At 62.1% G+C, this 24,218-nt stretch carries 24 protein-coding genes; 9 read left to right on the top strand and 15 right to left on the bottom strand.

Annotation, left to right across the window (positions count from 1 at the left end; genetic code table 11):
- Window positions 1-40: 40 nt before the first annotated feature.
- From KZX66_RS24580 to KZX66_RS24635, 12 genes are all read right to left on the bottom strand, one after another.
- Window positions 41-805 carry an ATP-binding cassette domain-containing protein gene (locus KZX66_RS24580; protein WP_248083817.1) on the bottom strand — a complete coding sequence of 255 codons (765 nt, stop codon included), beginning with the start codon at window positions 803-805 and terminating at the stop codon, window positions 41-43.
- A 13-nt stretch (window positions 806-818) separates the two neighbouring features.
- The gene (locus KZX66_RS24585) at window positions 819-1,937 is read right to left on the bottom strand and encodes a succinylglutamate desuccinylase/aspartoacylase family protein (protein WP_248083818.1); all 1,119 of its coding nucleotides are present in this window, start codon (window positions 1,935-1,937) and stop codon (window positions 819-821) included.
- 9 nt (window positions 1,938-1,946) lie between these two features.
- Window positions 1,947-2,657 carry an ABC transporter permease gene (locus tag KZX66_RS24590; RefSeq protein ID WP_248083819.1) on the bottom strand — a complete coding sequence of 237 codons (711 nt, stop codon included), beginning with the start codon at window positions 2,655-2,657 and terminating at the stop codon, window positions 1,947-1,949.
- Window positions 2,654-3,382, bottom strand: a complete 729-nt coding sequence (locus KZX66_RS24595) for an ABC transporter permease (RefSeq protein WP_003172331.1) — start codon at window positions 3,380-3,382, stop codon at window positions 2,654-2,656. The genes KZX66_RS24590 and KZX66_RS24595 overlap by 4 nt, the downstream gene beginning before the upstream one ends.
- A 57-nt stretch (window positions 3,383-3,439) precedes the next feature.
- Window positions 3,440-4,219, bottom strand: coding sequence for a transporter substrate-binding domain-containing protein (locus KZX66_RS24600; RefSeq protein ID WP_025855157.1), 780 nt, complete (start codon window positions 4,217-4,219; stop codon window positions 3,440-3,442).
- Window positions 4,220-4,434: 215 nt separating this feature from the next.
- A complete protein-coding gene (locus KZX66_RS24605) occupies window positions 4,435-6,069 on the bottom strand; it encodes an ATP-dependent DNA ligase (RefSeq protein WP_248083820.1) in 1,635 nt (544 codons plus the stop codon).
- Window positions 6,066-7,070, bottom strand: coding sequence for a ligase-associated DNA damage response exonuclease (locus KZX66_RS24610; RefSeq protein ID WP_248083821.1), 1,005 nt, complete (start codon window positions 7,068-7,070; stop codon window positions 6,066-6,068). Before KZX66_RS24610 ends, KZX66_RS24605 begins: the two co-directional genes overlap by 4 nt.
- 125 nt (window positions 7,071-7,195) lie before the next feature.
- Complete coding sequence (locus KZX66_RS24615) at window positions 7,196-9,637, bottom strand: penicillin acylase family protein (RefSeq protein ID WP_248083822.1); 2,442 nt, start codon at window positions 9,635-9,637, stop codon at window positions 7,196-7,198.
- A 247-nt stretch (window positions 9,638-9,884) separates the two neighbouring features.
- A complete protein-coding gene (locus KZX66_RS24620) occupies window positions 9,885-10,085 on the bottom strand; it encodes an SEC-C metal-binding domain-containing protein (protein ID WP_003189235.1) in 201 nt (66 codons plus the stop codon).
- Window positions 10,082-10,564 carry an LEA type 2 family protein gene (locus tag KZX66_RS24625; protein WP_248083823.1) on the bottom strand — a complete coding sequence of 161 codons (483 nt, stop codon included), beginning with the start codon at window positions 10,562-10,564 and terminating at the stop codon, window positions 10,082-10,084. Before KZX66_RS24625 ends, KZX66_RS24620 begins: the two co-directional genes overlap by 4 nt.
- 18 nt (window positions 10,565-10,582) lie before the next feature.
- Window positions 10,583-11,053: a YchJ family protein gene (locus KZX66_RS24630; RefSeq protein WP_248083824.1), complete on the bottom strand. Its 471-nt coding sequence runs from the start codon at window positions 11,051-11,053 to the stop codon at window positions 10,583-10,585.
- Between the two features lie 5 nt (window positions 11,054-11,058).
- Complete coding sequence (locus KZX66_RS24635; RefSeq protein WP_248083825.1) at window positions 11,059-11,556, bottom strand: DUF6231 family protein; 498 nt, start codon at window positions 11,554-11,556, stop codon at window positions 11,059-11,061.
- Between the two features lie 190 nt (window positions 11,557-11,746).
- Between KZX66_RS24635 and KZX66_RS24640 the strand changes: the two genes are divergently transcribed.
- On the top strand, window positions 11,747-12,442 hold the full coding sequence (locus KZX66_RS24640; RefSeq protein WP_248083826.1) for an OmpA family protein: 696 nt from the start codon (window positions 11,747-11,749) through the stop codon (window positions 12,440-12,442).
- Between the two features lie 155 nt (window positions 12,443-12,597).
- Window positions 12,598-13,356: a collagen-like protein gene (locus KZX66_RS24645; protein ID WP_248083827.1), complete on the top strand. Its 759-nt coding sequence runs from the start codon at window positions 12,598-12,600 to the stop codon at window positions 13,354-13,356.
- Between the two features lie 105 nt (window positions 13,357-13,461).
- Here KZX66_RS24645 and KZX66_RS24650 read toward each other — a convergent pair whose 3' ends face one another.
- Window positions 13,462-13,926: a CopD family protein gene (locus KZX66_RS24650; RefSeq protein ID WP_248083828.1), complete on the bottom strand. Its 465-nt coding sequence runs from the start codon at window positions 13,924-13,926 to the stop codon at window positions 13,462-13,464.
- A 99-nt stretch (window positions 13,927-14,025) separates the two neighbouring features.
- Between KZX66_RS24650 and dinG the strand changes: the two genes are divergently transcribed.
- From dinG to pdxH, 5 genes are all read left to right on the top strand, one after another.
- Window positions 14,026-16,170 carry an ATP-dependent DNA helicase DinG gene (gene dinG, locus KZX66_RS24655; RefSeq protein WP_248083829.1) on the top strand — a complete coding sequence of 715 codons (2,145 nt, stop codon included), beginning with the start codon at window positions 14,026-14,028 and terminating at the stop codon, window positions 16,168-16,170.
- A gap of 88 nt (window positions 16,171-16,258) precedes the next feature.
- A complete protein-coding gene (locus KZX66_RS24660; RefSeq protein ID WP_248083830.1) occupies window positions 16,259-18,556 on the top strand; it encodes a beta-galactosidase in 2,298 nt (765 codons plus the stop codon).
- Between the two features lie 82 nt (window positions 18,557-18,638).
- Window positions 18,639-19,784 carry a serine hydrolase domain-containing protein gene (locus tag KZX66_RS24665; protein WP_248083831.1) on the top strand — a complete coding sequence of 382 codons (1,146 nt, stop codon included), beginning with the start codon at window positions 18,639-18,641 and terminating at the stop codon, window positions 19,782-19,784.
- Between the two features lie 141 nt (window positions 19,785-19,925).
- Window positions 19,926-21,077 carry an OmpA family protein gene (locus tag KZX66_RS24670; RefSeq protein WP_248083832.1) on the top strand — a complete coding sequence of 384 codons (1,152 nt, stop codon included), beginning with the start codon at window positions 19,926-19,928 and terminating at the stop codon, window positions 21,075-21,077.
- Between the two features lie 27 nt (window positions 21,078-21,104).
- On the top strand, window positions 21,105-21,752 hold the full coding sequence (gene pdxH / locus KZX66_RS24675; RefSeq protein WP_248083833.1) for a pyridoxamine 5'-phosphate oxidase: 648 nt from the start codon (window positions 21,105-21,107) through the stop codon (window positions 21,750-21,752).
- Between the two features lie 36 nt (window positions 21,753-21,788).
- Here the strand turns inward: pdxH and KZX66_RS24680 are convergent, their stop codons facing one another.
- A complete protein-coding gene (locus KZX66_RS24680) occupies window positions 21,789-22,049 on the bottom strand; it encodes a hypothetical protein (protein ID WP_248083834.1) in 261 nt (86 codons plus the stop codon).
- 156 nt (window positions 22,050-22,205) lie between these two features.
- On the opposite strand from KZX66_RS24680, the gene KZX66_RS24685 reads away from it, so the two are divergent.
- On the top strand, window positions 22,206-22,670 hold the full coding sequence (locus KZX66_RS24685; protein WP_003189251.1) for a glycine zipper 2TM domain-containing protein: 465 nt from the start codon (window positions 22,206-22,208) through the stop codon (window positions 22,668-22,670).
- Here KZX66_RS24685 and KZX66_RS24690 read toward each other — a convergent pair.
- Window positions 22,660-22,941 carry a hypothetical protein gene (locus KZX66_RS24690; RefSeq protein ID WP_248083835.1) on the bottom strand — a complete coding sequence of 94 codons (282 nt, stop codon included), beginning with the start codon at window positions 22,939-22,941 and terminating at the stop codon, window positions 22,660-22,662. The genes KZX66_RS24685 and KZX66_RS24690 overlap by 11 nt on opposite strands.
- A 146-nt stretch (window positions 22,942-23,087) precedes the next feature.
- Between KZX66_RS24690 and KZX66_RS24695 the strand changes: the two genes are divergently transcribed.
- Entirely contained in the window at window positions 23,088-24,182 is a 1,095-nt protein-coding gene (locus KZX66_RS24695) for a PLP-dependent cysteine synthase family protein (protein WP_248083836.1), read from the top strand.
- Window positions 24,183-24,218 lie beyond the last annotated feature (36 nt).

Consider the following 24,218-nt stretch of genomic DNA (forward strand, 5'->3'; position numbering starts at 1 on the left):
GAGGGTCTATTCCCACAGACCCTCCAGGCACCCCAAAGGTTTACTTCAGATTGCCACTCAAGAACTGCTGCAAGCGCTCGCTTTTCGGGTTACCCAGCACATCCTCGGGGACGCCCTGTTCCTCCACCAGACCTTTATGCAGGAACAGCACCTGGCTAGACACCTTGCGCGCAAAGCTCATTTCATGGGTCACCATGATCATGGTGCGGCCTTCCTCGGCCAGCCCCTGGATCACCTTCAGTACTTCGCCGACCAGTTCCGGGTCCAGCGCCGAGGTGGGTTCGTCGAACAACATGACCTCCGGCTCCATGGCCAGGGCGCGGGCGATAGCCACCCGCTGTTGCTGCCCACCGGAGAGAAATGCCGGGTATTGGTCCGCCACCCGCGCGGGCAGACCCACCTTGTCGAGGTAGCGGCGGGCGCGATCCTCGGCGTCTTTCTTGCTGCAGCCCAGCACCCGGCGCGGCGCCATGGTGATGTTTTCCAGCACGCTCATGTGGCTCCACAGGTTGAAGTGCTGGAACACCATCGCCAGGCGCGTGCGCAGGCGCTGCAGTTCGGCGTCGTCGGCCACGCGCATGCCGTGGCGATCGCTGACCATGCGGATTGGCTGACCATCAAGGGTCATGGCGCCGTCGTCTGGGGTTTCCAGGAAGTTGATGCAGCGCAAAAAGGTACTTTTACCTGAGCCGCTGGCGCCGATCAGGCTGATCACGTCACCGGTCCTGGCCTTGAGCGAAACACCTTTGAGCACCTCATTGTCGCCATAGCTTTTATGCAGGCCTTCAACGGTCAATTTGTACATGGGGCGTGCATCCTCAAGGCGAAAGTAGGTAGCCGCTACGGTAGGCCTGGGTCCCTGCGACATGGCCGATGACCATCCCTGCAGTGGCCATGCGGCGTAGCGAACGGGCGTAAAGCAGGCCTGCGTTTTGGCAGTACACGGGCGTTACGCGGTCGGTAATGGGGTCGATGATTTCGGCGAGCAGTTGCCCGGCTTCCAGGTGTTCGCCGGGCAGAGCGCTGAACACCAGCAGGCCGCCGACCGGCGTGACCACCGGCTCAACGCCCGCCAGCGGGGTGGCCGGGTAGGGCAGGTCGGGCAGTGGCGCCGGGTCGCCGGTAATGGCGCCGAAGTGAATCAGGTAGTTGATGATCGCCTGGCAGTCGAGGCTGGCCAGGCCGTGGTTGACGTCACCCTGGCCACGCAGCTCGACCGTCACCGAAAAGCTGCCCATGGGAATCGGGAAGCGCTCGCCGAAACGTTGCTGCAATTGCCACCACACCAGGGTGAAACACTCATCGAAGGACTGCCCGCCGGAGTCGGTGGCCAGCAAGTTGGCCTCCGAGCCGATATAGCGCGCCAGCGGTTCCACCAGCGGCCAGGCGGCAGGCGTGGTGTACAGGTGCGCCACGGCTTCGAAGTCGCAGTGCAGGTCGAGCACCATGTCCGCATCACAGGCCAGGCGTTGCAGCACCAGGCGCTGGGATTGCAATTGCGTCGCCGCGGTCTGCCCGGCCAGCGCCATGTTCAGTGCAGCGCGGATCAGTTCGGCGTTGTGCTGGGGATCGTCACCGAGCAGGTTCTCGACCTGATCGCCCACCTCCTCGCTGAGGTCGACAAACAGGCGATTGAAGTTCTGCCCGCTTTCCAGCTCATAACGGCCCAGCGGGGTGTCCATCAATACCTGTTCCAGGCCTGCCGGGTTGGCGATGGGCACCAGCACGATCTCGCTCACCAAGCGCCCGGCGGCCGCCAATTCGGCCAGGCGCACCTTCAAGTGCCACGCCACCAACATGCCCGGCAGTTCGTCGGCATGCAGCGATGACTGTATGTACACCTTGCCCGTGGCCTGGGGCGGGCCGAAGTGAAAACTGTGAATCTGCCGCGCGGTGCCGGGCACCGGCGCGATCAGCTCGTGTACCTGATGACGCATACGGTCTCCTTAGTGGCTAGGCCCGAGAAAGGCCAGCCAGCGGCGCTCCGCGAGCCGGAACAGGCCGACCAGGGCGAAGGTCACGGCCAGGTAGATCAGCGCCGCGATGCCGAACGATTGAAAGGTCATGAAGGTGGCCGAGTTGGCGTCCCGCGCGACTTTGAGAATGTCCGGGATGGTGGCGGTAAACGCCACCGTGGTCGAGTGCAGCATCAGGATCACTTCGTTGCTGTAGTAGGGCAACGAGCGGCGCAGCGCCGAAGGCATGATCACGTACGCGTACAGCTTCCAGCCGCTGAGGCCGTAAGCCTTGGCCGCTTCGACTTCGCCATGGGCCATGCTGCGGATCGCTCCGGCGAAAATCTCCGTGGTGTAGGCGCAGGTGTTGAGCGCGAAGGCCAGGATCGTGCAGTTCATCGCATCACGAAAGAACGCATCCAGCACCGGTTGAGCACGCACGGCGGCGATGCTGTAGATGCCGGTGTAACAGATCAGCAACTGTATATAGAGCGGCGTGCCGCGAAACAGGTAGGTGTAGAACTGCACCGGCCAACGCACCAGGCGCTTGCGCGACACGCGGGCGATGGACAGCGGAATCGACACGACAAAGCCGATGATCAGCGCGGCGCTGAGTAACCACAAAGTCATTGCCAGGCCGGTGATGTGCTGGCCGTCGCTGTAAAGGAACGGGCGCCAGTATTCCTGCAAGAGTTCGATCATCGCACTGCCTCCCGGGCGCCTGCGGAGTAGCGACGTTCCAGGCGTCGCAAGACAAAGTTGGACGCGCTGGTGATCAGCAGGTAGATCAAGGCGGCCAGCACCAGGAAATAGAACAGTTGATAGGTGCTCTTGCCGGCGTCCTGGGCGGCTTTGACCAGGTCGGCCAGGCCGATGATCGACACCAGCGCGGTGGCCTTGAGCATCACCATCCAGTTATTGCCGATGCCCGGCAGGGCAAAGCGCATCATCTGCGGGAAGGTCACGTAGCGAAACCGCTGCCCGCGCTTGAGTCCATAGGCGGTGGCGGCTTCCAACTGGCCACGGGGCACGGCAAGGATCGCGCCGCGGAACGTCTCGGTGAAGTACGCACCGTAGATAAAGCCCAGGGTGATGACCCCGGCGCTGAATGGGTCGATCTCGATGTACTCCCATTCCATAAAGTCGGTAAGGCCGGTCAGCCAGGTTTGCAGGCTGTAGAAAATCAGCAGCATCAGCACCAGGTCGGGTACACCGCGAATCAATGTGGTGTAGAGCTGGGCGGGAATGCGCAGGAAGGGCAGGCTGGAGAGTTTGGCGCTGGCGCCGAGCAGGCCCAGCAACACGCTGACGGCCAGGGACAGCACCGACAACTTGAGGGTCATCCAGGTGCCTTGCAGCAACAACGGGCCGAAACCCTTCAGGCTGAACGCGCTCAGCCCGAGGGTTTGCAACAGATCTTCGAACATAAATCAGGACCTATGGCGATAAAAAAGCGCCCCTCCAGCGGAGGAGCGCCCCAGGCATTATTTGCCGCTGTACAGGTTCAGATCGCCAAAGTGTTTTTTCTGGATAGTGGCGTAGGTGCCATCATCGTGTAACGCTTTGATACCTTTATCCAAAAGCGCCTTGAGCTCAGTGTTACCTTTTTTGATACCGATCGCGGTTTTCGACGGCAGCAGCGGGTCATCAATTGCCGCGCTGACTTCGTAGCCGGCCCCGGCCGGCGACTTCAGAAAGCCCAGTTCGGCTTGCAGCATGTCTTGTACGGAGGCGTCGAGGCGGCCGGAGGTCAGATCAGCGTAGACCTGGTCCTGGTTGGCGTAGGCCTTGGTGGTCACGCCGGCCTTGTCCAGCACGGCCTTGGCGTAGGCTTCCTGGATGGTGCCTTGCTCGTAGCCCACGGATTTGCCCTTGAGCGACTCAGGGGTGGAGTAGCCCGCGCCTTTTTTGAACACCAGCGAGGTTGGGCCGGAGAACAGTTCGTTGGAGAAGTCGATAGCCTTTTCACGCACCGGGGTCACGGTCATGGACGAAATCACGCCGTCGAACTTGTTGGCCTTCAGGCCTGGAATCATGCCGTCGAAGTCACTTTCGACCCACTTACACTTGACCTTCAGCTCGGCACAGATGGCATTGCCCAGGTCGATATCGAAGCCTACCAGGCTGCCGTCGGCGGCTTTGGATTCGAACGGTGCGTAGGACGGATCGACACCAAAACGCAATTCCTTGTATTCCTTGGCCAGCGCGGTACCTGCGGCCATGCACAGAGCCAGTGCAGAAAGGGTCAGCAATGCTTTTTTCATTATGTAATCCCTGGAAACCAAGATAAGCGCTTGTGGCGCGTTTAGGACTGTTACTGAACGGTGTCAGACGGGTCACTGGTAGCAATTTCTGCACCATAGTTCCGAATGCGCTTGCGAATGGTCGTTTTAAAAGGAAGGAAGAGGGTTTTTGGAGTGTAGGTGATGCCCATTTTTGGGCATCGAAAAAACGCTGCTTTTTTTTGGTGCGTGTCTGGTCAACTTAACAAGTCCTGCAAGGTTGCCAAGCTGTCGGCCTCGTCCACCGCTTTATCCTGCCGCCAGCGCAGCATCCTGGGGAACCGCACCGCGATCCCGCTCTTGTGGCGCTTGGACAGGGCAATGCCTTCAAAGCCCAATTCGAACACCATGCTCGGTGTCACGCTGCTGACCGGGCCGAATTTCTCCACGGTGGTCTTGCGCACAATCGCGTCGACTTTGCGCATTTCCTCGTCAGTCAGCCCTGAATAGGCCTTGGCGAACGGCACCAGGCTGCGCTCGCTGCCGGGCGGGCCATCCCACACGGCGAAGGTGTAATCGCTGTACAAGCTGGCGCGCCGGCCGTGCCCGCGTTGGGCGTAGATCAATACCGCGTCGACGCTGAACGGGTCGACTTTCCATTTCCACCACAGGCCCATGTCCTTGGTGCGACCGACGCCGTAGAGGCCGCTGCGATCCTTGAGCATCATGCCTTCCACGCCGAGGCTGCGGGAGGCTTCGCGTTGCCGGGCCAAGTCCTGCCAGGTGGCGCCCGTCAGCAACGGCGAAGGCCGTAAGACGGGCTGGTCGCACCTGTCAATCACCTGCTCCAATCGGGTGCGACGTTCTGCCAGGGCGTGGTTGCGCCAATCCTCACCCTCATGCTCCAGCAGGTCATAGGCCAGGATCGCCACCGGCGCATCCTCCAGTACCTTTTTGCTCAAAGTCTTGCGACCGATGCGCTGTTGCAACAGGGCGAACGGCTGCACCGCGTCCTTCCACACCACGATTTCGCCGTCGATCACCGTGCCGTCGGGCAGGCCACTGACCAGGCTGTGGAGTTCCGGAAAGCGTTCGGTGACCAACTCTTCGCCTCGGGACCAGACCCACAACCGGCCCTCGCGTTTAACCAATTGCGCGCGAATACCGTCCCACTTCCACTCTACCTGCCAGTCCGCGGGCGGGCCGAGCAGGGCATCGAATTGTTCCGGCGGTTGCGCCAGCCCATGGGCCAGAAAAAACGGATAAGGCTGACCGCCCCGCTGCGCATGCTCGTCAGCGGATTCGGCGGCAATCAGTTTGAGGTAGCCCTGTGGCGTAGGACGATTGGACAGATCGGTGTAGCCCACCAGACGCTGGGCGACCCGCTTGCTGTCCAGTCCGGCCATGGCCGCAAGCGCGCGGGTCACCAGGAGTTTGGACACGCCGACGCGGAAGCTGCCGGTGATCAGCTTGATGCACACCATCAGGCTGGGTTGATCCAGTTGCGCCCACAGCGCCGGCAAACGCTCGGCCAGGTCCAGGGGCGACAGGCCGCGCAGGGGCAGGAGCTTTTCTTCGAGCCACACCGCCAGGCCGTCTTCTGAGGTGTAGGTCGATTCGGGCAGCAGCAGGGAAATGGTCTCGGCGAGGTCGCCCACCGATTGGTAGCTCTCCTCGAACAGCCACGGCTCGATGCCGGCGGCTTCGGTTGCCATGTCCCGCAGCAGGCGCGTGGGCACCAGCTGTCGGGGCCGCCCGCCGGATAAAAAGTACACCGCCCAGGCGGCGTCCTGTGGGGGAGCCTGCAGGAAATAGGCTTGCAACGCCGCGAGCTTGGCGTTGCTGGAGGTGGTGGCGTCGAGGTTGGCGTACAACTCGGCGAAGGCCTTCATGCCGTGGCTTCCTCTTCATCATCGCCGTATTCGGTGCTGAAGCCTTGGGCGTCCAGGCCTTTCTCGCGCAGGTGGCGCACCAAGACGCCGACGGAGCCATGGGTAACCATCACCCGCTCAGCGCCGGTTTGCTCGATGGCCCACAACAGACCAGGCCAGTCGGCGTGATCCGACAGCACAAAGCCACGGTCCACCCCACGCCGCCGCCTTGTGCCGCGCAGGCGCATCCAGCCGCTGGCGAAGGCGTCGCTGTAGTCGCCAAAGCGCTTGATCCAACTGCTGCCTCCGGCGGACGGCGGGGCGATGATCAGGGCCTGGCGCAGCAACGGGTCGGTTTTTTTGAAGTCGCCGGCGTAAAGGGTCTCGGGAATGTAGATGCCGGCCTCGCGATAGACCCGGTTCAAGGGCTCCACGGCGCCATGGCTGAGAATCGGGCCGATGCCGGCGTCGATCCCATGCAGGATGCGCTGCGCCTTGCCGAAGGAATAGCAGAACAACACGCTGGCCTTGCCGAGCGCGACGTTGCCCTGCCACCAGTCGTTGATGCCGGCAAAGATCTGCGCCTGGGGCTGCCAGCGGTAGATCGGCAGGCCGAAGGTGGATTCGGTGATGAACGTATGGCAGCGCACCGGCTCGAAGGGCGCGCAGGTGCCATCGGGCTCGACCTTGTAATCGCCCGACGCCACCCAGACTTCGCCCCCATATTCCAGGCGCACCTGGGCCGAGCCGAGCACGTGCCCTGCCGGGTGGAAACTCAAGGTCACGCCGTGGTGCAGCAACCGTTCGCCATAGGCCAGGGTTTGCAGGTTGATGTCCTGGCCCAGGCGCGAACGCAGGATGCCTTCGCCGGGCGCGGCGGCCAGGTAGTGGGTGTTGCCGGTACGCGCGTGGTCGCCGTGGGCATGGGTGATGACCGCACGTTCAACCGGGCGCCAGGGGTCGATGTAGAAATCTCCGGCAGGGCAGTAGAGGCCCTCGGGGCGTGCGATGACAAGATCCATGGGCGTGCCGGGGGCGATGGGCTTATCAGGTATGAGGCGGGGGCGAACGCAGAAGTTCTATCGGAATGCACGCGGCGCCAATGTGGGGGGAACGCCCTCCCGCATTTGGCGCCGGTGACTTCAGATTATTTGCCCGGCGTGAGGGTCAGCCTGGCTTTGCCATACACTTTCTCGAAGTTTTGCGGCTGCATCGGAAAGCTCAGGTATTGCGCCTTGAGCGACGGCTCGATGCCATTGGCATAGTTGGGGCTGGCCGGGTTGCCGGATTGGCCGATGCCGCCTTGGCCCATCATCGGCTCCGTCTGGCTGAAGTCGACGATCATGCGCAGCGCCGGCACTTGGGTGGTGTCGAAGCTCTGCCCCCAGTTATACGGCGCGGGGTTCAGGGTGTTGTGGTCGCCGCCGGACGCCAGCGGGCCGCGGATCACTTCGCCCGTGGTGTTTTTCCAGGTGGTGCTGTGCAGTTTGCCCCATTGCCAGGCTTTGTGATCGGCACCCAACTGGCTGTCGCCGGCAGTTATCGCCGCGGCGAGGCTGCGGGCGAGGATCGCCGGCTTGTCTTCCTTTTGCGCGGTGCGCAGGTCATCCCAGAACGGGCTGTCTTCGCGGCCCAACAGGTGGTCGGCTTGCGCGGCGTAGGACAGGTTCGCGTTGCTCACGAAGGCTTTCCAACTGGCGCTGGTTTCCGGGCCCAGTTCGTCGAGGAAGATCTGTCGGGTGCTTTCCTGCAGGAACAACTCGTACAGCGCAGCGTCGGCGGATGTCGACGCGAGGCGTCCGTCGAAGGCCATCAGGCGAGCCAGCGCTTCGCGGGCCTTGGCCTGCTCGGCGGCGGGCAGGGCATCAATCGCCTGTTTCAGCGGTTGGGCCATGCCCGGTGCCTGGAACATGGTCTTCAGCTTGGCGGCGAAGAGGGTGGTCTGGTCGTATTGCATGGCAATCATGCTGCGCGTGTCGTGCTTGCCGGCATTGGCCAGTTGCGCCAGGCGCTCGCTGCGTTCCGGCGCATCCCAGGAATTGGACAACTGCATGCCGTAACCGCGCGGCGCGGTGCGCTGGTTGGCGGTGCCGATCCAGCCTTGGGCCGGGTCCTGATCGTAGGGGTGCAGCATCGCGTCGGCGTAACCGTCCCAGTCAAAGCGCGTGTCCCAGCCTGGCGAGGGCAAAAGGCCTTCGCCTTCGCGGCGGTTGGGGAAGCGGCCGGTGACCTGCCAGCCAATACTGTTGGCGTCGGCAAACACCATGTTCAAAGCGATGGCGCGGATTTCCCGGGTAGCGTCCGATGCCTTGCCGATGTTTTGTGCGCGGGACAGGTCGAAGAACGCGTCCAGGCTTTTGTCGTCCTTGAAATCGGCGGTTTGCAGGGCCAGGCCCAAGCCGCTGGTCAGCGCCTGGCTGCTGTTGAGCAGGGCGCCGTGACGGGTTTCGTACACCACTTCGCGAATCGAGCGCTGGCCTTTGACGAAGAAGGTTTCGTTACGCACGCCGGCCGGCAGCCATTTGCCGTTGTTCTCGTAGTACAAGGCGTTGCCTTGGCGTTTGACCTTTTCGAGGAACAGGTCCTGGGTGTCACCCTTGACCGTGCTCATGCTCCACGCCACTTTGCCGTTGAACCCGGACAACAGCGTCGGCAGCCCGGCAATCGAGGCGCCGACGGCCTGGTATTTCGGTGCGCGGATCTGCACATAGTTCCACGGCGACGGGGCCTGCGGCTGGGCGGCGAGGTCGTTGGCCAACAGGCTTTTGCCGCTGCGGCTGCGTTGCGGGCCGATGGCCCAGTTGCTCGAGGTGGTGACAGCCAGCGAGTTGAGGCTGCTCAGTTGCTGGCTGACGGTATCGAGCCCTGCAAGGCCGGTGATCTGGCCGAGGTTCACCCCTTTGAGTTTCTCGGCTTCGGCCAGGGGGATCGGTTCATCCGGTGCGCTTGGGGTGAGCCAGGCCAGCTTGTCGACGCCGACTTTTTGCGCGAGCACCAGGGCGGCCAACTCTTCCTGCAGGTTGGCCGATTCGCTGAAATTGAGCAGGCAGAACAGCAACGCCGAATCTTCCGGCTTCCAGTACTCGGGCTTATAGCCGGTCTGGGCCAGGTCCGGCGGCAGCTTGTCGCGGTAGCGGAACAGATAGGCGTTGACGCCCCGCGCATACACTTCGAAGAAGCGCTTGAGGCGTGGACTGGAGGCGTTATACAGCTCGCCGGCGCTTTTTTTCAGGTTGACCGCGCGCATAAAGCGGTCGACATCCAGCACCTGCGGCCCGGACATCTCTGCCAGACGACCCTGGGCCAGCAGACGCAGCGTGACCATTTGGGTGATGCGATCACTGGCATGCACATAGCCAAGGCTGAACAGCGCGTCGTGGAAGGTGTTGCTCTCGATCAGCGGCATGCCTTGGGCATTGCGGCGCACCGAGACGTTCTGGGCCAAGCCTTTGATCGGTTGCACGCCGGCAACCGGTGGCAGGGTGTCCTGGGTGCTCTGGAGCTGGCAACCGGCCAGGCTTAATGCACTGGCCACTGCCGCGGCAACGCCGAACCGGGGAAGAAAATGTGAGAGGGCTGGCGAGGCCATGGCAAAGCTCCTGCGGGGGGTGGCGTCAGTAAAGGCGCTACGTTAGTGAGCGCGGCGAAACGACGCAAGCAGCAGTTTTGGCAATTGCGTGAGAACTTGAATCTTGCACAAACCAGTGTGGCGGCGGCTTGACGGCGCAGGCCTTCAGGTCAGGGTTTCGGCAGGTCCAGGTTCATGGCCTTGCGTCGGCCCTGGCGAGCAGTGTGAGGGAACGCGCTCCCTCACACACGTGAGCAGCCGGCGCGCTTTACGCCCCGTGGCACTTCTTGAATTTCTTCTCGCTGCCGCACGGGCACGGATCGTTGCGACCCACGTCCTTCAAGGCGTTGCGCACCGGCTCCTGGTGAGCGTGGCCGCAGTTGGGACCGTGGACATGGCCGTGGTCGTGATCATGGTGATCGTGATCGTGGTTGCAGTCAGGACCATGCACATGGGGTTGCTGAGTCATTGATGTCGCTCCGGAATAAAATCGCCGGGGATTATCACGCCATTGTGGGCGACCTGCACGTCATAACCGATGAATAATCCGGTTTTCAGCTCACCTTCCAGGCGATAGGGCACGGGTTTGTCGGGATTTTTCAGCATATGCACCACGTCGCGAATCTGCGGCCACAGGTTGGTGCGCACCGATACCTTGAAGAACGCATGGCCCCGGGGCGGGACGGTCAGCCATTCGTTGGACTCGCCTTCGGTGAGCACAAAGTCGTCCAGGGTGACCTTATAGATCAGGCCGCGCACGGTCAGGTCGGCGTCTTCACGGTTGTCCACGCGAAAGTACAGTTTGAACTTCTGCTCCAGCAGCTTGGCCCGCACCACTTCGACTTTGACCAGGGACACGTGGGGCGGCGGCGAATCGTCTTCGAACCAGGACGCACAGCCGCTCAGGCCAAACATTAACGCCAGCATCAAGCTGTAGATCCGGAGCATGGCGTGGGTCCTTGGTGGTCAGAAGTAGCCGGCGCAGCACTTCTTGAATTTTTGTCCGCTGCCGCACAGGCACGCATCGTTGCGCCCGGCTTTGACTTGCACCGTAGGATCGATGAAGTACCAGCGCCCGTCATTCTGTACGAAAGAAGACTGTTCGCGGTGACTATGTTCGCCGCTGCTGTCATGCCAGCGCGCGGTAAAGGTCACGAAGGCATGTTCCGGCTGGCCGCCGAACACCTCGGAGCTTTCCACCTCAAGGCCAAGCCAGGTGCTTTGGGCGCTCCAGGCGCTGATGGCGTCGCGGTCCAGGCCGGCTTGTTGCGCTGGCAGCGTGGTGGCCACCAGGTAGTCCACCAGGCCCAGCACATAGGCGCTGTAGCGCGAACGCATCAACGCGCTGGCGCAGGGTGCCGGGTGGCCAGCGTGATAATGGCCGCAGCAGGCATCCAGCAGGTTGCCACTGCCGCAGGGGCAAATGGATGTACTCATCGGGTTTACCACCAATACTTTCCGAAGTTTTCCGGGTTGGCCCAGAAGCGGGCGTTAAGCCAGTCCGGCACCTGTTTATAGTCAAGCAGATCATAGGTAAACAGCGTCAGCACCTGCTCGTCACGCTCGAAGCGCTCGCCGGCCTGCAGGGCCAGGGAGAAGAAATCGGTGTCCTTCCAGTCGCAAGCGCCCAGGTCCACCAGCACCGCAATGCGGCTGGCATTGAGGTTGCGAATGCCGCCGAGCAGGGTCAGGCCTTGCGGTTTTGACAGGTGCTCCAGGCAGTCCACCACCAGTGCCAGGTCAAACCGCTGGGCGGCGAGTTCGCCGGGCAGCGGCCCAGGCGCCGCTACGCACACTTGGGTGTCGGGGTGCGCCTCTTTAAAGGCATCCAGCGCCGGAAACCTGCTGGCGCCACACAGCAGCAGACGTTTGGGCTGGTGCAGGTCGAGCAGGGCGGCCAGCGCTTGCTGGGGTGTACGGGCAGAAATACCAGCGGTCATCGCAGATCCTCACATCAGGACCATAGAGACTAGCGCGGCTGAGCGTGCGGGCCTAGAGCGGGCGGCTGCGAAAAGTCTCATACAGGGCGTCATCCTCAATGAATACGGGGGCGTGGCGTAGTGGCGCAGTTGAAAAGAGCGGTCTTTACTCCACCCATCGGCCCCCGCCGATCCCCTCAGGAGAAAACAGATGAGCATCATGCGGACAGCTCTACCCTTGGTTCTGCTAACCGGAGTATTGACAGGTTGCGCAGGCTTGCAAAAGACTGACTGGCCCACCTGCGCCGCGGTTGGCGGTGTGACCGGTGCGGCAATCGGTGCGACGGAAAGCGCGGCGTACGCGGGTTATGGCGCGTTGCTGGTTGGCGGTATGGCCGGTGCCTACTGCTGGGTACATGGCGACGGCGATGAGGACGGCGATGGTGTGCCGGACAGCCGCGACAAGTGCCCAGGCACGCCAAAAGGCGTGCAGGTGGATGCCAATGGCTGCCCGCCTGCGCCACCCGCCGCCGTGGTTGAGGAAGTGGTGGTGGTCAAAGAAGAAACTATCGTGATTCGCGATGTGCATTTCCAATTCGACTCGGCCAAGTTGACCGCTGCGGACCAAACCAAGCTTGACACCATCGCCACCCGCCTGAAGCAGGAGGCCCCGAGCGCTCAACTGCGGGTCAGCGGGCATACCGACAGCGTCGGTGCGGATACCTATAACCAGAAACTCTCGGAAAAACGGGCGCATTCGGTCACCGATTACCTGATCAGTGCGGGTGTGCCTCGCAGCAACTTTGTGTCGGTGACCGGTGCGGGCGAAAGCCGTCCTGTTGCCGATAACAAAACCGCTGAAGGCCGCGCCCTGAATCGTCGTACAGAAATCCAGATCAACCGCTGACAGCCTTAGCCCCTGTGGTTCCCACAGGGGCATTGTCGGTGAGCCGCGCTTAAACCATCCCTCCTCAAGTTTTTTGAACCTTCACTGGCAAATCGCCTGTAGAAGTCGTTACTGTGCGTCCAAAGAAAAATTTGAAAACACTCAGGAGCCCCATGATGCGTAAGGTTTTTCTGTTGGCCCTGCTGGTCAGCCCCATTGCCCTGGCCCAGAGCGTCAGTGTTGAAACCAACTCGTTGATGCGCCTGCCCAGCAGCACCGGCGTGTTGCAACTGGAGCGTCTGGATGTGGCGGATTACGGCACGTTGTTGATCCCTGCCACCATCAGCCAGGTGACGGTGGATGAACTGCACCTGGGCCGCGACGCACGCATCGCCATTGTGCCCGGCACTGCCGCGCTGCAATTGCAGGTGGGGCATGCACAACTTGAGCATGGCAGTCAGATCACATCGCGCGGCGCGCCCGGCACCCATGAAAAACCCGCCAAGGCCGGGCGCGACCTGACCTTACGCATCAATAACCTGAGCGCAGAAGAGCTGTCGGTGGATGCCCGTGGCGGTGCCGGTGCCCAAGGGTACGCCGGGCTGGATGGCGCCAACGGCGAAGACCCCGGCTGCACCTGGGGTTCGGCGGGGCGTGGTTTTAACGGCGACAACGGTGGCGATGGCCTGCCGGGTGGCGCGGGCGCGCAGGTGCGCGTCGAGCTGCCGAAGGACTTCCCTGCCGACAAGATCAAGGTCTGGGTAGATGGCGGTGCTGGCGGTCTGGCTGGCGTGGCGGGAAAACCCGGCAAAGGTGGGGAGTCCAAAGGCTGCCTGGTGTACCGCGCCGACGGTGGCGAGAAAGGCCGTCCAGGGTTGGAAGGGCAGCCAGGGCCGGTGGGGCCTGCGGGTTCTGTGACCATCCAAAGGCTCTGATTTACCTGATCTGACGCTGTCGCGGGCAAGCCCGGCTCCCACACTTGGAATGCATTTCAAATGTGGGAGCCGGGCTTGCCCGCAATGAGGCCCTCAAAGGAGCCCTCAGAACATCGGCCGAGCCGAAGCAATCGCCACCACCACCAAACCCACAATCAAATTAACCCCTACCAATTTGCGGATCTGCCCCAGCGCAGCCGCGCCCGCCGGCCAATCCTCTGCCGCCACTGCCGCTTTCAACGCCGGGAATTTCAAGGCCTGAATGCGGATGAACAGCGCGGTCATCACCAGGTACAAGCCCATCATCACCTGCACATAACGCGGCGCGGTCTCAAACCCGCTGAAGCGCAGGTGCAGCAGGCCCACACCGCTGATCGGCAAAATCAGGACGGTGACCCACACCCACACGAAAAAACGTTGAAACACATTCGCCCACAGTTTGAGCCGGGCAGGGCCCTCAAGTGCCGCCACAGCGGCGGGACGCAGGATCATCCAGGCGAAAAACATACCGCCAACCCAGATCAGGGCGGCCAGTACATGCAGGGTGTAAGCGAGGCTAAACGCGGTCATTGTGGTACTCCGTTCTGCGCGGGATTAATTAGCGGGGTATGATAGCGGCCGATCCGAACCACTGAAAATTTATCCAGCGTTTTTTGCGCCCGACTATCCATGATCAGCACTGAACTCAAAACCACGATCCAGGGCGCCTATTCGCGTTTTCTCGAAGCCAAGAGCTTGAAACCGCGGTATGGCCAGCGCCTGATGATCGCCGAAGTGGCGAAGGTCCTCGGGGATATCGACACCGACGACGAAGGCCGTCGCGAGGGTGAGCCTGCGGTCGTGGCCGTCGAGGCCGGCACCGGTACCGGCAAGACCGTGGCCTACAGCCTGGCCGCGATCCCCACCGCCAAGGCCGCCGGCAAACGCCTGGTGATCGCCACCGCCACCGTCGCCCTGCAGGAGCAGATCGTCTACAAGGACCTGCCCGACCTGATGCGCAACAGCGGCCTGAACTTCACGTTCGCCCTGGCCAAGGGCCGTGGCCGCTATATGTGCCTGTCCAAACTCGATGTGTTGTTGCAGGAAGGCCACGCGCAAACTGCCACGGCGTCGCTGTTTGAGGAAGAAGGCTTCAAGATCGAAGTCGATGAAGTCAGCCAGAAGCTGTTTACCAGCATGATCGAGAAACTGGCCGGCAATAAATGGGACGGCGACCGCGACAGCTGGCCCACCGCCCTGGAAGATGCCGACTGGGCACGCCTGACCACCGACCATAGCCAGTGCACCAACCGCCATTGCCCCAACTTCGGCCAGTGCGCCTTCTACAAGGCCCGCGAAGGCATGGGCAAGGTCGACGTGATCGTCACCAACCACGACATGGTGCTGGCCGACCTGGCCCTGGGCGGCGGCGCCGTGCTGCCCGACCCGCGCGACACGCTTTACGTGTTCGACGAAGGCCATCACCTGCCGGACAAGGCCATCGGCCACTTCGCCCATTACACGCGCCTGCGCTCGACCGCTGACTGGCTGGAGTCCACGGCCAAGAACCTCACCAAATTGCTGGCCCAGCACCCGCTGCCGGGCGACCTGGGCAAATTGATCGAACAGGTGCCGGAGCTGGCGCGCGAGATCAAGACCCAACAGCAGTTCATGTTCAGCGCCTGCGAACAGGTGGCCGATTTCAAACCCGGCGAAGACGTGGAAGGCCGTGAACGGCCGCGCCATCGTTTCGTCGGCGGGCTGATCCCCGAACACATGCGTGAAATGGGCATTGAGCTGAAAAAGGGCTTTTCGCGCCTGACCGACCTCTTCACCCGCCTCACCGATCTGCTCAAGGAAGGCATGGATGGCGAGGTCAATATCGGCATCGCCAGCAACCAGGCCGAAGAATGGTACCCATTGTTCGGCAGCCTGTTGTCACGCGCCCAGGGCAATTGGGAGCTGTGGACCGCCTTTACCGTCGAAGACCCGGAAGACAACCCGCCCATGGCCCGTTGGCTGACCTTGTCGGAAAGTGGTGCGCTGTTTGATATCGAGGTCAACGCAAGCCCCATCCTCGCCGCCGAAATGCTGCGGCGTAACTTGTGGAACGTGGCCTACGGTTGTCTCGTGACCTCGGCCACGCTGACCGCGCTCGGCACATTCGACCGCTTCCGCATGCGCGCAGGGCTGCCGAAAAAGGCCGTCACCGCGGTGGTGCCGAGCCCGTTCCACCACGCCGACGCCGGCGTGCTGCGGGTGCCCGACCTCAAGGCCGACCCGCGGGACGCGCCGGCGCACACCGCGGCGATCATCCGCGACTTGCCGGAGCTGGTGGAAGGTTCACGCGGCACCCTGGTGCTGTTCTCGTCACGCAAACAAATGCAGGACGTGTTCGACGGCCTTGACCGCGACTGGCGCAAGCAGGTGTTTATCCAGGGCAATCTGTCCAAGCAGGAAACCCTCAACAAACACAAGGCGCGGGTGGACGGCGGCGATTCCAGCGTGTTGTTCGGCCTGGCCAGTTTTGCCGAAGGCGTGGACTTGCCGGGCGCTTACTGCGAGCACGTGGTGATCGCGAAGATCCCGTTCTCGGTGCCGGATGATCCGGTCGAGGCGGCGTTGGCCGAGTGGATCGAAGCGCGGGGCGGTAACCCGTTCATGGAAATCTCGGTGCCGGATGCGTCCCTCAAGCTGGTGCAGGCCTGCGGACGCTTGCTGCGTACCGAAGAAGACCGGGGCACCATCACCTTGCTTGACCGTCGTTTGGTCACCCAGCGCTACGGCAAGGCAATCCTTAATGCCTTGCCGCCGTTCCGGCGCGAAATTTCTTAAGCCACCGTGGGCGGTTTCGCCCACTTTGTGGTCTATCTCATGTCGTTTATCAGGCCATTCATCGGCCGTCCGGGAGAACCTTGTTCGTATGATTCGCACGCTGCCCGCCCTTTTTGCCCTGCTGTTCGCTGCGCCCTTGATGGCCGCGCCCACCGGGCAACAAACCCTGTTCAACTTCGTCCGGCCTGCCGATGTGGTCAAGGTGGCGACCCAGGACGCCAGCCTGCCGCAATACAACGCCGAACAAACCCCCGAAGGCGAGGTGCTGCGTCGTATCACCTTTAACCCGGCCGCTGAACCGAGCCTGGTGCTCAGCCCGCAGAGCGGCGTGTGGGACTGGTCGCAGTCCAGCGCGGTGAGTCTGCGTATCCAGAGCGCCATGGACTGGGCGCTGACGCTCTATGTCAAAGTGCAGAGCAGCGACGGCAAGACACTGGTCAGCCGCGTCGACCTGCCGGCCGGCCCGGCCCAGACCCTGCTGATCCCGCTGCAAGCCAATTCGCCATTGAGCCAGGGCATGAAGGCCGGCCCGCCGATGCCGATCACCGTCGAGGGCCAGCGCGTGTTGCTGGCCGCCAGTGCGGGAGACATCGACCGCAGCCAGGTGGTGTCGGTGACCTTGTCGATGCTCAAGCCCGATGCCGCGCAAAGTATCCTGCTCGAACGCTTTGGTGTGCAGGACAGTGAGCCGGTGCTCAAGGCCGCCTATAGCGAACTGGTCGATGCGTACGGGCAAGCCACCCGCGCCCGCTGGCCGGAGAAGGTCAGCAGCGACGAACAACTCAAGGCCGCCGCTGCCAGGGAACAACAGCAGTTGCAGGGCTGGCTGGCCGCGCGGGACAAATCCGCGCTGGACCCCTACGGTGGCTGGAACAAGGGCACGGCTTTCAAGGCCAGTGGTTTTTTCCGTACCGAGAAACGTGACGGTCGCTGGTTCCTCGTGACGCCGTTGGGCCATCCGTTTTACTCCCTGGGCGTCAACACCGTGGCGCCGGACAACAGCCAGACCTACGTCGCCGGCCGTGAATGGATGTTTGCCGCGCTGCCCAAGGCCGGTGAACCGTTCGACAAGTACTACGGCAGTGGCGATCACCGCACCGGCAACGGAGCCGGTGAAGGGCGCAGTTTTGGTGCCGGGCGTTGGTACGATTTCTACGGGGCCAACCTGCAACGCACCTATGGTGGCGAGCGCTTTGACCACAAGCGCTGGATGACCCACACCCTCGACCGCCTGCAAGCCTGGGGCTTCAATACCGTGGGCAACTGGAGCGACGAGGCGCTGAACACCGCCGATCGCGTGCCGTACACCTTGCCGCTGTCGATCGTCGGCGACTACGCCAGCATCAGCACCGGCACCGACTGGTGGGGCGGCATGCCGGACCCGTTCGACCCACGCTTTGCCATGGCCACCGAGCGCGCCGTGGCCATTGCCGCCCGCGATCACCGTGACGACCCGTGGTTGATTGGCTTCTTTGCCGATAACGAACTGGCCTGGGCCGGGCCGGGGGATGATCCGAAATCCCGTTACGCCCTGGCCTACGGCACGCTGCGCATGACCACCGACGTGCCGGCCAAACGTGCGTTCCTCAAGCAACTGCGCGACAAATACCGCAACGAGGCCGGTCTGTCCAAAGCCTGGGGCATCCAACTGGCGGGCTGGGAGTTGATGGAAGATCCGGGCTTTGAGCCACCGATGCCCAGCCCTGAACACCCGGAAATCGAAGCGGACTTCAAATACTTCCAGAAGACCTTCGCCGATGCCTATTTCAAAACCATCTCCGACTCACTGAAATGGCATGCGCCGAACCAGTTGTTGTTGGGCGGTCGCTTTGCAGTGAGCACGCCTGAAGCTGTGGCGTCCTGTGCGCAGTATTGCGATGTGTTGAGCTTCAACATGTACACCCTCAAGCCCCAGGACGGTTACGACTTCGCGGCGTTGCGCGCACTGGACAAGCCGGTGTTGATCACCGAATTCAACTTCGGCTCGGCCGACCGTGGCCCGTTCTGGGGTGGCGTGACGCAATTGGCCAAAGAAGAGGACCGGGGCGCGGCCTATGCCAACTTCCTCAAGCAGGCCATGGCCGAGCCGTCGATTGTTGGCGTGCATTGGTTCCAATACCTGGACCAGCCGGTGACCGGGCGTTTGCTGGACGGTGAAAACGGCCACTTCGGCCTGGTCGGGATCACCGATGTGCCATTCCAGGGCTTTGTCGACAGTGTGCGTAAAAGCAATCTGGCGGCGGTCGATCAATTGGGCAAGCAAGCGCAAAAGGCCGAGGCCGCGAGCGTTATTCGCGAGGGCGAGGGGGGCAAGCCCGGGCACGAAGGCAAAGGCCCGGGGCAGGGCGCCGGGCATGCCGGAGGGCACGCCGGTAATGGCCATTGATTGAGCGTTGACGGGTTCACAAAACCCGCAAGGACTGGAACAATGGCGCGCACTTTTTACAGGGTTTTTCGAGGGGGCTTAGGTGCAGATTCAGGGTCATTACGAGCTCCAGTTCGAAGCGGTACGTGAAGCGTTCGCCGCGTTGTTCGATGACCCGCAGGAGCGTGGCGCCGGGCTGTGCATTCAGATCGGCGGCGAAACCGTCGTCGACCTGTGGGCCGGTACCGCCGACAAGGACGGTGCCGAGGCCTGGCACAGCGACACCATCGTCAACCTGTTTTCCTGTACCAAGACCTTTACCGCCGTCACGGCTCTGCAATTGGTAGCCGAAGGCAAATTGCAATTGGACGTGCCTGTCGCCAGGTATTGGCCGGAATTTGCCGCCGCCGGTAAAGAAGCCATCACCCTGCGCCAACTCCTCTGCCATCAGGCCGGGTTGCCCGCGATCCGCGAGATGTTACCCACCGAAGCCCTGTACGACTGGCAATTGATGGTCGACACCCTGGCCGCCGAAGCACCGTGGTGGACGCCCGGCCAGGGGCATGGCTACGAGGCCATCACCTACGGCTGGTTGGTCGGCGAATTGCTGCGCCGGGCTGACGGGCGTGGGCCGGGTGAGTCCATCGTGGCGCGGGTGGCACGACCGCTGGGGTTGGACTTCCATGTGGGGCTGGCGGACGAGGAGTTTTATCGCGTCGCCCATATAGCGCGCAGCAAAGGCACTATGGGGGATGAGGCCGCACAACGTTTACTGCAAGTAATGATGCGTGAACCCAATGCCATGACCACCCGTGCGTTCGCCAACCCTCCATCTATTTTGACCAGCACTAATAAACCTGAATGGCGACGCATGCAGCAGCCAGCGGCAAATGGTCACGGTAATGCGCGCAGCCTCGCCGGTTTTTATAGTGGTTTGTTGGACGGTAGTTTGCTCGAAGCCGACATGCTTGAAGAGTTAACCCGTGAACACAGTATCGGGCCGGATAAAACATTATTGACGCAAACCCGTTTCGGCCTGGGCTGTATGTTGGATCAGCCACAGCTGCCCAACGCGACGTTCGGCCTTGGACCGCGTGCTTTCGGGCATCCTGGCGCGGGTGGCTCGGTTGGCTTTGCCGATCCGGAGCGTGATGTAGCGTTTGGTTTCGTAACTAACACATTGGGGCCGTATGTACTTATGGACCCACGGGCGCAGAAGTTGGTCGGAATATTGGCCGGTTGTCTGTAAACCCCTTGCCGTTTCACGTTTTTTTGTTACAAAGGCAACTATAAGAAGGCGCTGAACGAAATTTTGTAACTTTAATGTTCTGTAAGCGTCTGTTTAACGGGTCATTCAGACCCCCGTTTTTTCTCATTTTGTGGATATCTCATGTTATCGAACAAGTCCTTGGCACTGGCCCTTTGCCTCACTATGACTGGCTGCGCACAAACTCCACAAAATGATGCCGAGGGTGGGCATTGGTGGTCATTTGGATCTGACAAGGCCGCTACCAAGGACGCGGTCACCCAAACCGACACGAAGCCGGATGCCAAACCCGCCGCGGGTGCCAAGCCTGCCGCTCCGGTAGCTGCTGCCGCCGCTGCGCCGGCCCCCGCCGCCAAGGCGGATACCGGCTCCAGCTGGTGGCCGTTCTCGTCCAAGAGCGACGACGAAAAGGCTGCCGACGCCAAGGCCGCCGACTTGAAAGCCGACCTCAAGGCCGCAACACCTGCGCCATCCGCCGCGCCTGCCGTCGCCAAGACCGACAGCGAAACCCACTGGTGGTGGCCGTTCGAAAGCAAACCCAAGCCGCTGGCCAAGGTCGACGTGACCAACGTGCCGATGCCCGACCCGAAGATCACCCAGGCCTGGTTGGACGACTATGAGCCGCGCCTGCGTGCCGCCATCAAGGACAGCAACCTGCAACTGGAGCGTCGCGACAACGTACTCGTCGTGATTGCCCCCGTAGACGGTTCCTACAACCCCAAGCGCCCAGCGATGCTGTTGCCCGTTACCCTCGGCCCGTTCACCCGTGTGGCCAAGGCTGTTGAGGCCGATCCGAAGACCGCCGTGCTGGTCTTGGGCCACGTCGACGCCACCGGCAGCGCGCCAGCCAGCCAGGCGCTGAGCAAAGAGCGTGCGCAGTCCATCGCGTCCATTTTCAGCCTCAGCGGCCTGAAGCAGGATCGCCTGATGCTGCGTGGCATGGGCGACCTGATGCCACGTGCCGCCAACGACAGCTCTCAAGGCCGCGCCTTGAACCGTCGCATGGAAATCATGTTCACCCAGCGCACCACCATGCTGGCCCTGCTGAGCAAGTACAACTCGGGCAAAACCCCGCCAGTGGCTGACATGGTAGCGGTACAGGACGTTCCCGCACCGGCGCCGGCGGCCAAGGCCCCTGCGAAAAAGGCTACGGCGACCAAGAAAGCGGCCGCCAAGCCGGCTGCCAAAAAAGCCGCCGCCAAGCCCGCAGCGAAGAAAGCCGCCCCGGCCAAAGCCAAGGCCGCTGCACCGGCAACCGATCAGGCGAAAAACTGAGCTGCTGAACCACAAGGATAAAGCCCCATGACCCAGGCACTGGCCGATATGCGCCGTGACTACACACGGGATGGTTTGAGCGAGGCCCAGGCCCCGAGCGAGCCGTTTACCTTGTTCCACCAGTGGTTTGGCGAGGCGGTGAAAACCGAGCAGCCACCGGTGGAGGCCAATGCCATGACCCTGGCCACGGTCGATCAGGACGGTCGCCCGCACTGTCGCATCCTGTTGCTCAAGGGCCTGGATGCGCAGGGCTTTACCTTCTTCACCAACTACCAGAGCGCCAAGGGCGAACAGCTCGCCGCGCGGCCGTTTGCAGCCATGACGTTTTTCTGGCCGACCCTTGAGCGCCAGGTGCGTATCGAGGGCAGGGTAGTCAAGGTCACGCCCGAGGAGTCGGACGCTTATTTTCAGGTGCGTCCTTTGGGCAGCCGCCTGGGTGCTTGGGCGTCGCCGCAAAGCCGGGTCATTCGTGACCGTGAAGAACTGCAGGACCTGCTCAAGGCCACCGAGCAGCGCTTCAGCGATACGCAGCCCGATTGCCCTGAGCACTGGGGTGGCTATCGCCTGTTGCCCGAGCGCATCGAGTTCTGGCAGGGCCGCGCCAGCCGCTTGCATGACCGTCTGAACTATCGCCTGCAAGGGACCGACTGGGCCCGTGAGCGCCTGGCGCCCTGAGCTGCACCTTTCGTCACTCCACCTGAATGATGCCCTTCACCCCGACGTCTCTGTTAAAGAGGTGTCGGGTTTGTAGTGCTGCGCGGCATTCTTCAGCCAGTTCGGCAGGTCGCTGCGTTTGATCTTCAGCGCGCGGGCCTTTTCCAGCTGTTGCAGCATGAAGGTACGCTTGGCTGGGTCGCCCTCGGCCAGCGACAGCGCAAGGTCGCGGTCCACCCAGCGTTTGATACGCAGGTATAACCAGCCATGGAAATACAGGCCGGCGAGGGTAGTGACTACAATGATCAAGTAATCCATGAAAACCCCGGTTACGAGAGGGTGCTACCGTTTATCGAGTTTTGTGGTGGTGGCAGTCTGTACTAGGGCTGAATGAAAACAATTTTTTGCCGGGCTTGCCGTGACAGGCGTCAAGTCGCGGCGTCTAATGATCACCTGTCCTTTGGAGTTGATGCTATGCGTAAGTCCGTTTTACTGGTTGCCTGCTTTACCACCCTGTCTTTGCTGCTGGGTGGCTGCGCCTCGAGTCTGACCGGCGACTCGTATTCCCGTGATGAAGCGCGTCGTGTACAGACCGTGCGCATGGGTACCATCGAATCCCTGCGTCCGGTGAAAATCGAAGGCACCAAGACCCCAATCGGCGGCGCGGCCGGTGCCGTTATCGGTGGTGTGGGCGGCAGCGCTATCGGCGGTGGCCGGGGCAGTATCGTGACGGCCGTGATCGGCGCTGTCGCCGGCGGCCTGCTGGGTTCGGCCACTGAAGAAGGCCTTACCCGTACCCAGGGCGTGGAAATCACCGTTCGCGAAGACGACGGCAGCATGCGCGCTTACGTGCAGGCCGTGCAGGAGAACGAAATCTTCCGCATTGGCGACCGTGTGCGCATCATGACGGTTGACGGTACCAGCCGCGTTACCCGCTAAGCGGTAAAGCAGCAGGCAAACAAAACCCCAGCCGGGTGACCGGTTGGGGTTTTTTGTGGGCGTGGTTTGCCGGAGCCCAAGCGTTTATGTGGCTCGCCATCGTCTCATCGCGTAACCGCTGCAGTTCCAGGCCGGCTCCGGCCAGACGCATCGAGGGGCTTGCCTGGCAACGGGCCGGCAGCGAGGCCATCAGACACAATTTCAGCGACACGGGAACGCGCGTGTCCAGAAGCGCCAATACATCCAGTGCGAAGGTGGTGTCGGTGCTCATCAGCTGCTTGCCCTTGATCTTCACGCCGACGGACAGGACGAGCAGCGCCTACCTGCAATTGTGTGTGCAATTGCGCCATCACTGTATCGGTGGCGAATGCAGGAAAGATTCTAATATTAATGCTGAAATCATTAGAGACCCCCCTCATGAGTGACCACCGCCCCTGGGCCCGCGAAGCCATTCGCATTATTGAAGCGGATTTCCAGCGCAGCGCCGACACACACCTTATCCCCTTGCCGTTGCCAGGTTTGCCGGGGATCGAGTTGTACTTCAAGGATGAGTCCAGCCACCCTACCGGCAGCCTGAAACATCGGCTGGCGCGCTCGCTCTTTCTGTATGCGCTGTGCAACGGCTGGCTCAAGCCCGGCGCGCCAGTGATCGAAGCGTCCAGTGGTTCCACGGCGATCTCCGAGGCGTACTTCGCGCGTCTGCTTGGCCTGCCGTTTATCGCGGTGATGCCGGCCACCACCTCTCAGGAAAAGATCGCACAGATTGCCTTCTACGGCGGCAAGAGCCATTTGGTGCAGGATCCGACACAGATCTACGCTGAATCCGAGCGCCTGGCGCAGGAAAGTGGCGGCCATTTCATGGATCAGTTCACTTACGCCGAACGCGCCACCGACTGGCGCGCGAACAACAACATCGCTGAGTCGATCTTCCAACAAATGCGCTTCGAACAGCATCCCGAGCCGAGCTGGCTGATTTCCAGCCCTGGCACCGGCGGCACCACCGCCACCCTGGGCCGCTATGTGCGTTATCGCCAGCATTGCACCCGTGTGTTGTGCGCCGATGCCGAGCGTTCGGTGTTTTTTGAGTACTACCAGACGGGCGATGCCGGTCTGCGCCTGGACTGCGGTTCGCGCATCGAAGGCATTGGCCGGCCACGGGTCGAAGCATCGTTTTTACCCAAGGTGATCGATGCAATGGTCAAGGTGCCGGATGCGTTGTCGCTGGCGGCCATGCATTACCTGGCCGAGCGACTGGGGCGGCGAGTCGGCGGCTCGAGCGGGACCAACCTGATAGGCGCCTTGATCGCGGCACAGCAGATGAAAGCGGCGGGGGAGTCGGGTTCGATCGTGGCGATTTTGTGTGATGGGGGCGAGCGCTATGCGACGACCTATTACGATCAGGCGTGGCTGACCGGGCAGGGGTATGCGTTGGAAGACTTGGTCGCGGTGGTGGCGGCCAGCGTCGAGCGGGGCGAACCGTTGCCGCAGAGCATTCTGCGCGCAAACATCTGACACACGACGCAAACCAATGTGGGGCGGAGTGCAAGG

The organism is Pseudomonas sp. EYE_354, from assembly GCF_023148575.1.
Classification (GTDB): domain Bacteria; phylum Pseudomonadota; class Gammaproteobacteria; order Pseudomonadales; family Pseudomonadaceae; genus Aquipseudomonas.

Coding starts and splice junctions, on each gene's coding strand:
- KZX66_RS24580 (WP_248083817.1), bottom strand. CDS start 805: ATGTACAAATTGACCGTTGAAGGCCTGCATAAAAGCTATGGCGACAAT.
- KZX66_RS24585 (WP_248083818.1), bottom strand. CDS start 1,937: ATGCGTCATCAGGTACACGAGCTGATCGCGCCGGTGCCCGGCACCGCG.
- KZX66_RS24590 (WP_248083819.1), bottom strand. CDS start 2,657: ATGATCGAACTCTTGCAGGAATACTGGCGCCCGTTCCTTTACAGCGAC.
- KZX66_RS24595 (WP_003172331.1), bottom strand. CDS start 3,382: ATGTTCGAAGATCTGTTGCAAACCCTCGGGCTGAGCGCGTTCAGCCTG.
- KZX66_RS24600 (WP_025855157.1), bottom strand. CDS start 4,219: ATGAAAAAAGCATTGCTGACCCTTTCTGCACTGGCTCTGTGCATGGCC.
- KZX66_RS24605 (WP_248083820.1), bottom strand. CDS start 6,069: ATGAAGGCCTTCGCCGAGTTGTACGCCAACCTCGACGCCACCACCTCC.
- KZX66_RS24610 (WP_248083821.1), bottom strand. CDS start 7,070: ATGGATCTTGTCATCGCACGCCCCGAGGGCCTCTACTGCCCTGCCGGA.
- KZX66_RS24615 (WP_248083822.1), bottom strand. CDS start 9,637: ATGGCCTCGCCAGCCCTCTCACATTTTCTTCCCCGGTTCGGCGTTGCC.
- KZX66_RS24620 (WP_003189235.1), bottom strand. CDS start 10,085: ATGACTCAGCAACCCCATGTGCATGGTCCTGACTGCAACCACGATCAC.
- KZX66_RS24625 (WP_248083823.1), bottom strand. CDS start 10,564: ATGCTCCGGATCTACAGCTTGATGCTGGCGTTAATGTTTGGCCTGAGC.
- KZX66_RS24630 (WP_248083824.1), bottom strand. CDS start 11,053: ATGAGTACATCCATTTGCCCCTGCGGCAGTGGCAACCTGCTGGATGCC.
- KZX66_RS24635 (WP_248083825.1), bottom strand. CDS start 11,556: ATGACCGCTGGTATTTCTGCCCGTACACCCCAGCAAGCGCTGGCCGCC.
- KZX66_RS24640 (WP_248083826.1), top strand. CDS start 11,747: ATGAGCATCATGCGGACAGCTCTACCCTTGGTTCTGCTAACCGGAGTA.
- KZX66_RS24645 (WP_248083827.1), top strand. CDS start 12,598: ATGCGTAAGGTTTTTCTGTTGGCCCTGCTGGTCAGCCCCATTGCCCTG.
- KZX66_RS24650 (WP_248083828.1), bottom strand. CDS start 13,926: ATGACCGCGTTTAGCCTCGCTTACACCCTGCATGTACTGGCCGCCCTG.
- dinG (WP_248083829.1), top strand. CDS start 14,026: ATGATCAGCACTGAACTCAAAACCACGATCCAGGGCGCCTATTCGCGT.
- KZX66_RS24660 (WP_248083830.1), top strand. CDS start 16,259: ATGATTCGCACGCTGCCCGCCCTTTTTGCCCTGCTGTTCGCTGCGCCC.
- KZX66_RS24670 (WP_248083832.1), top strand. CDS start 19,926: ATGTTATCGAACAAGTCCTTGGCACTGGCCCTTTGCCTCACTATGACT.
- pdxH (WP_248083833.1), top strand. CDS start 21,105: ATGACCCAGGCACTGGCCGATATGCGCCGTGACTACACACGGGATGGT.
- KZX66_RS24680 (WP_248083834.1), bottom strand. CDS start 22,049: ATGGATTACTTGATCATTGTAGTCACTACCCTCGCCGGCCTGTATTTC.
- KZX66_RS24685 (WP_003189251.1), top strand. CDS start 22,206: ATGCGTAAGTCCGTTTTACTGGTTGCCTGCTTTACCACCCTGTCTTTG.
- KZX66_RS24690 (WP_248083835.1), bottom strand. CDS start 22,941: ATGAGCACCGACACCACCTTCGCACTGGATGTATTGGCGCTTCTGGAC.
- KZX66_RS24695 (WP_248083836.1), top strand. CDS start 23,088: ATGAGTGACCACCGCCCCTGGGCCCGCGAAGCCATTCGCATTATTGAA.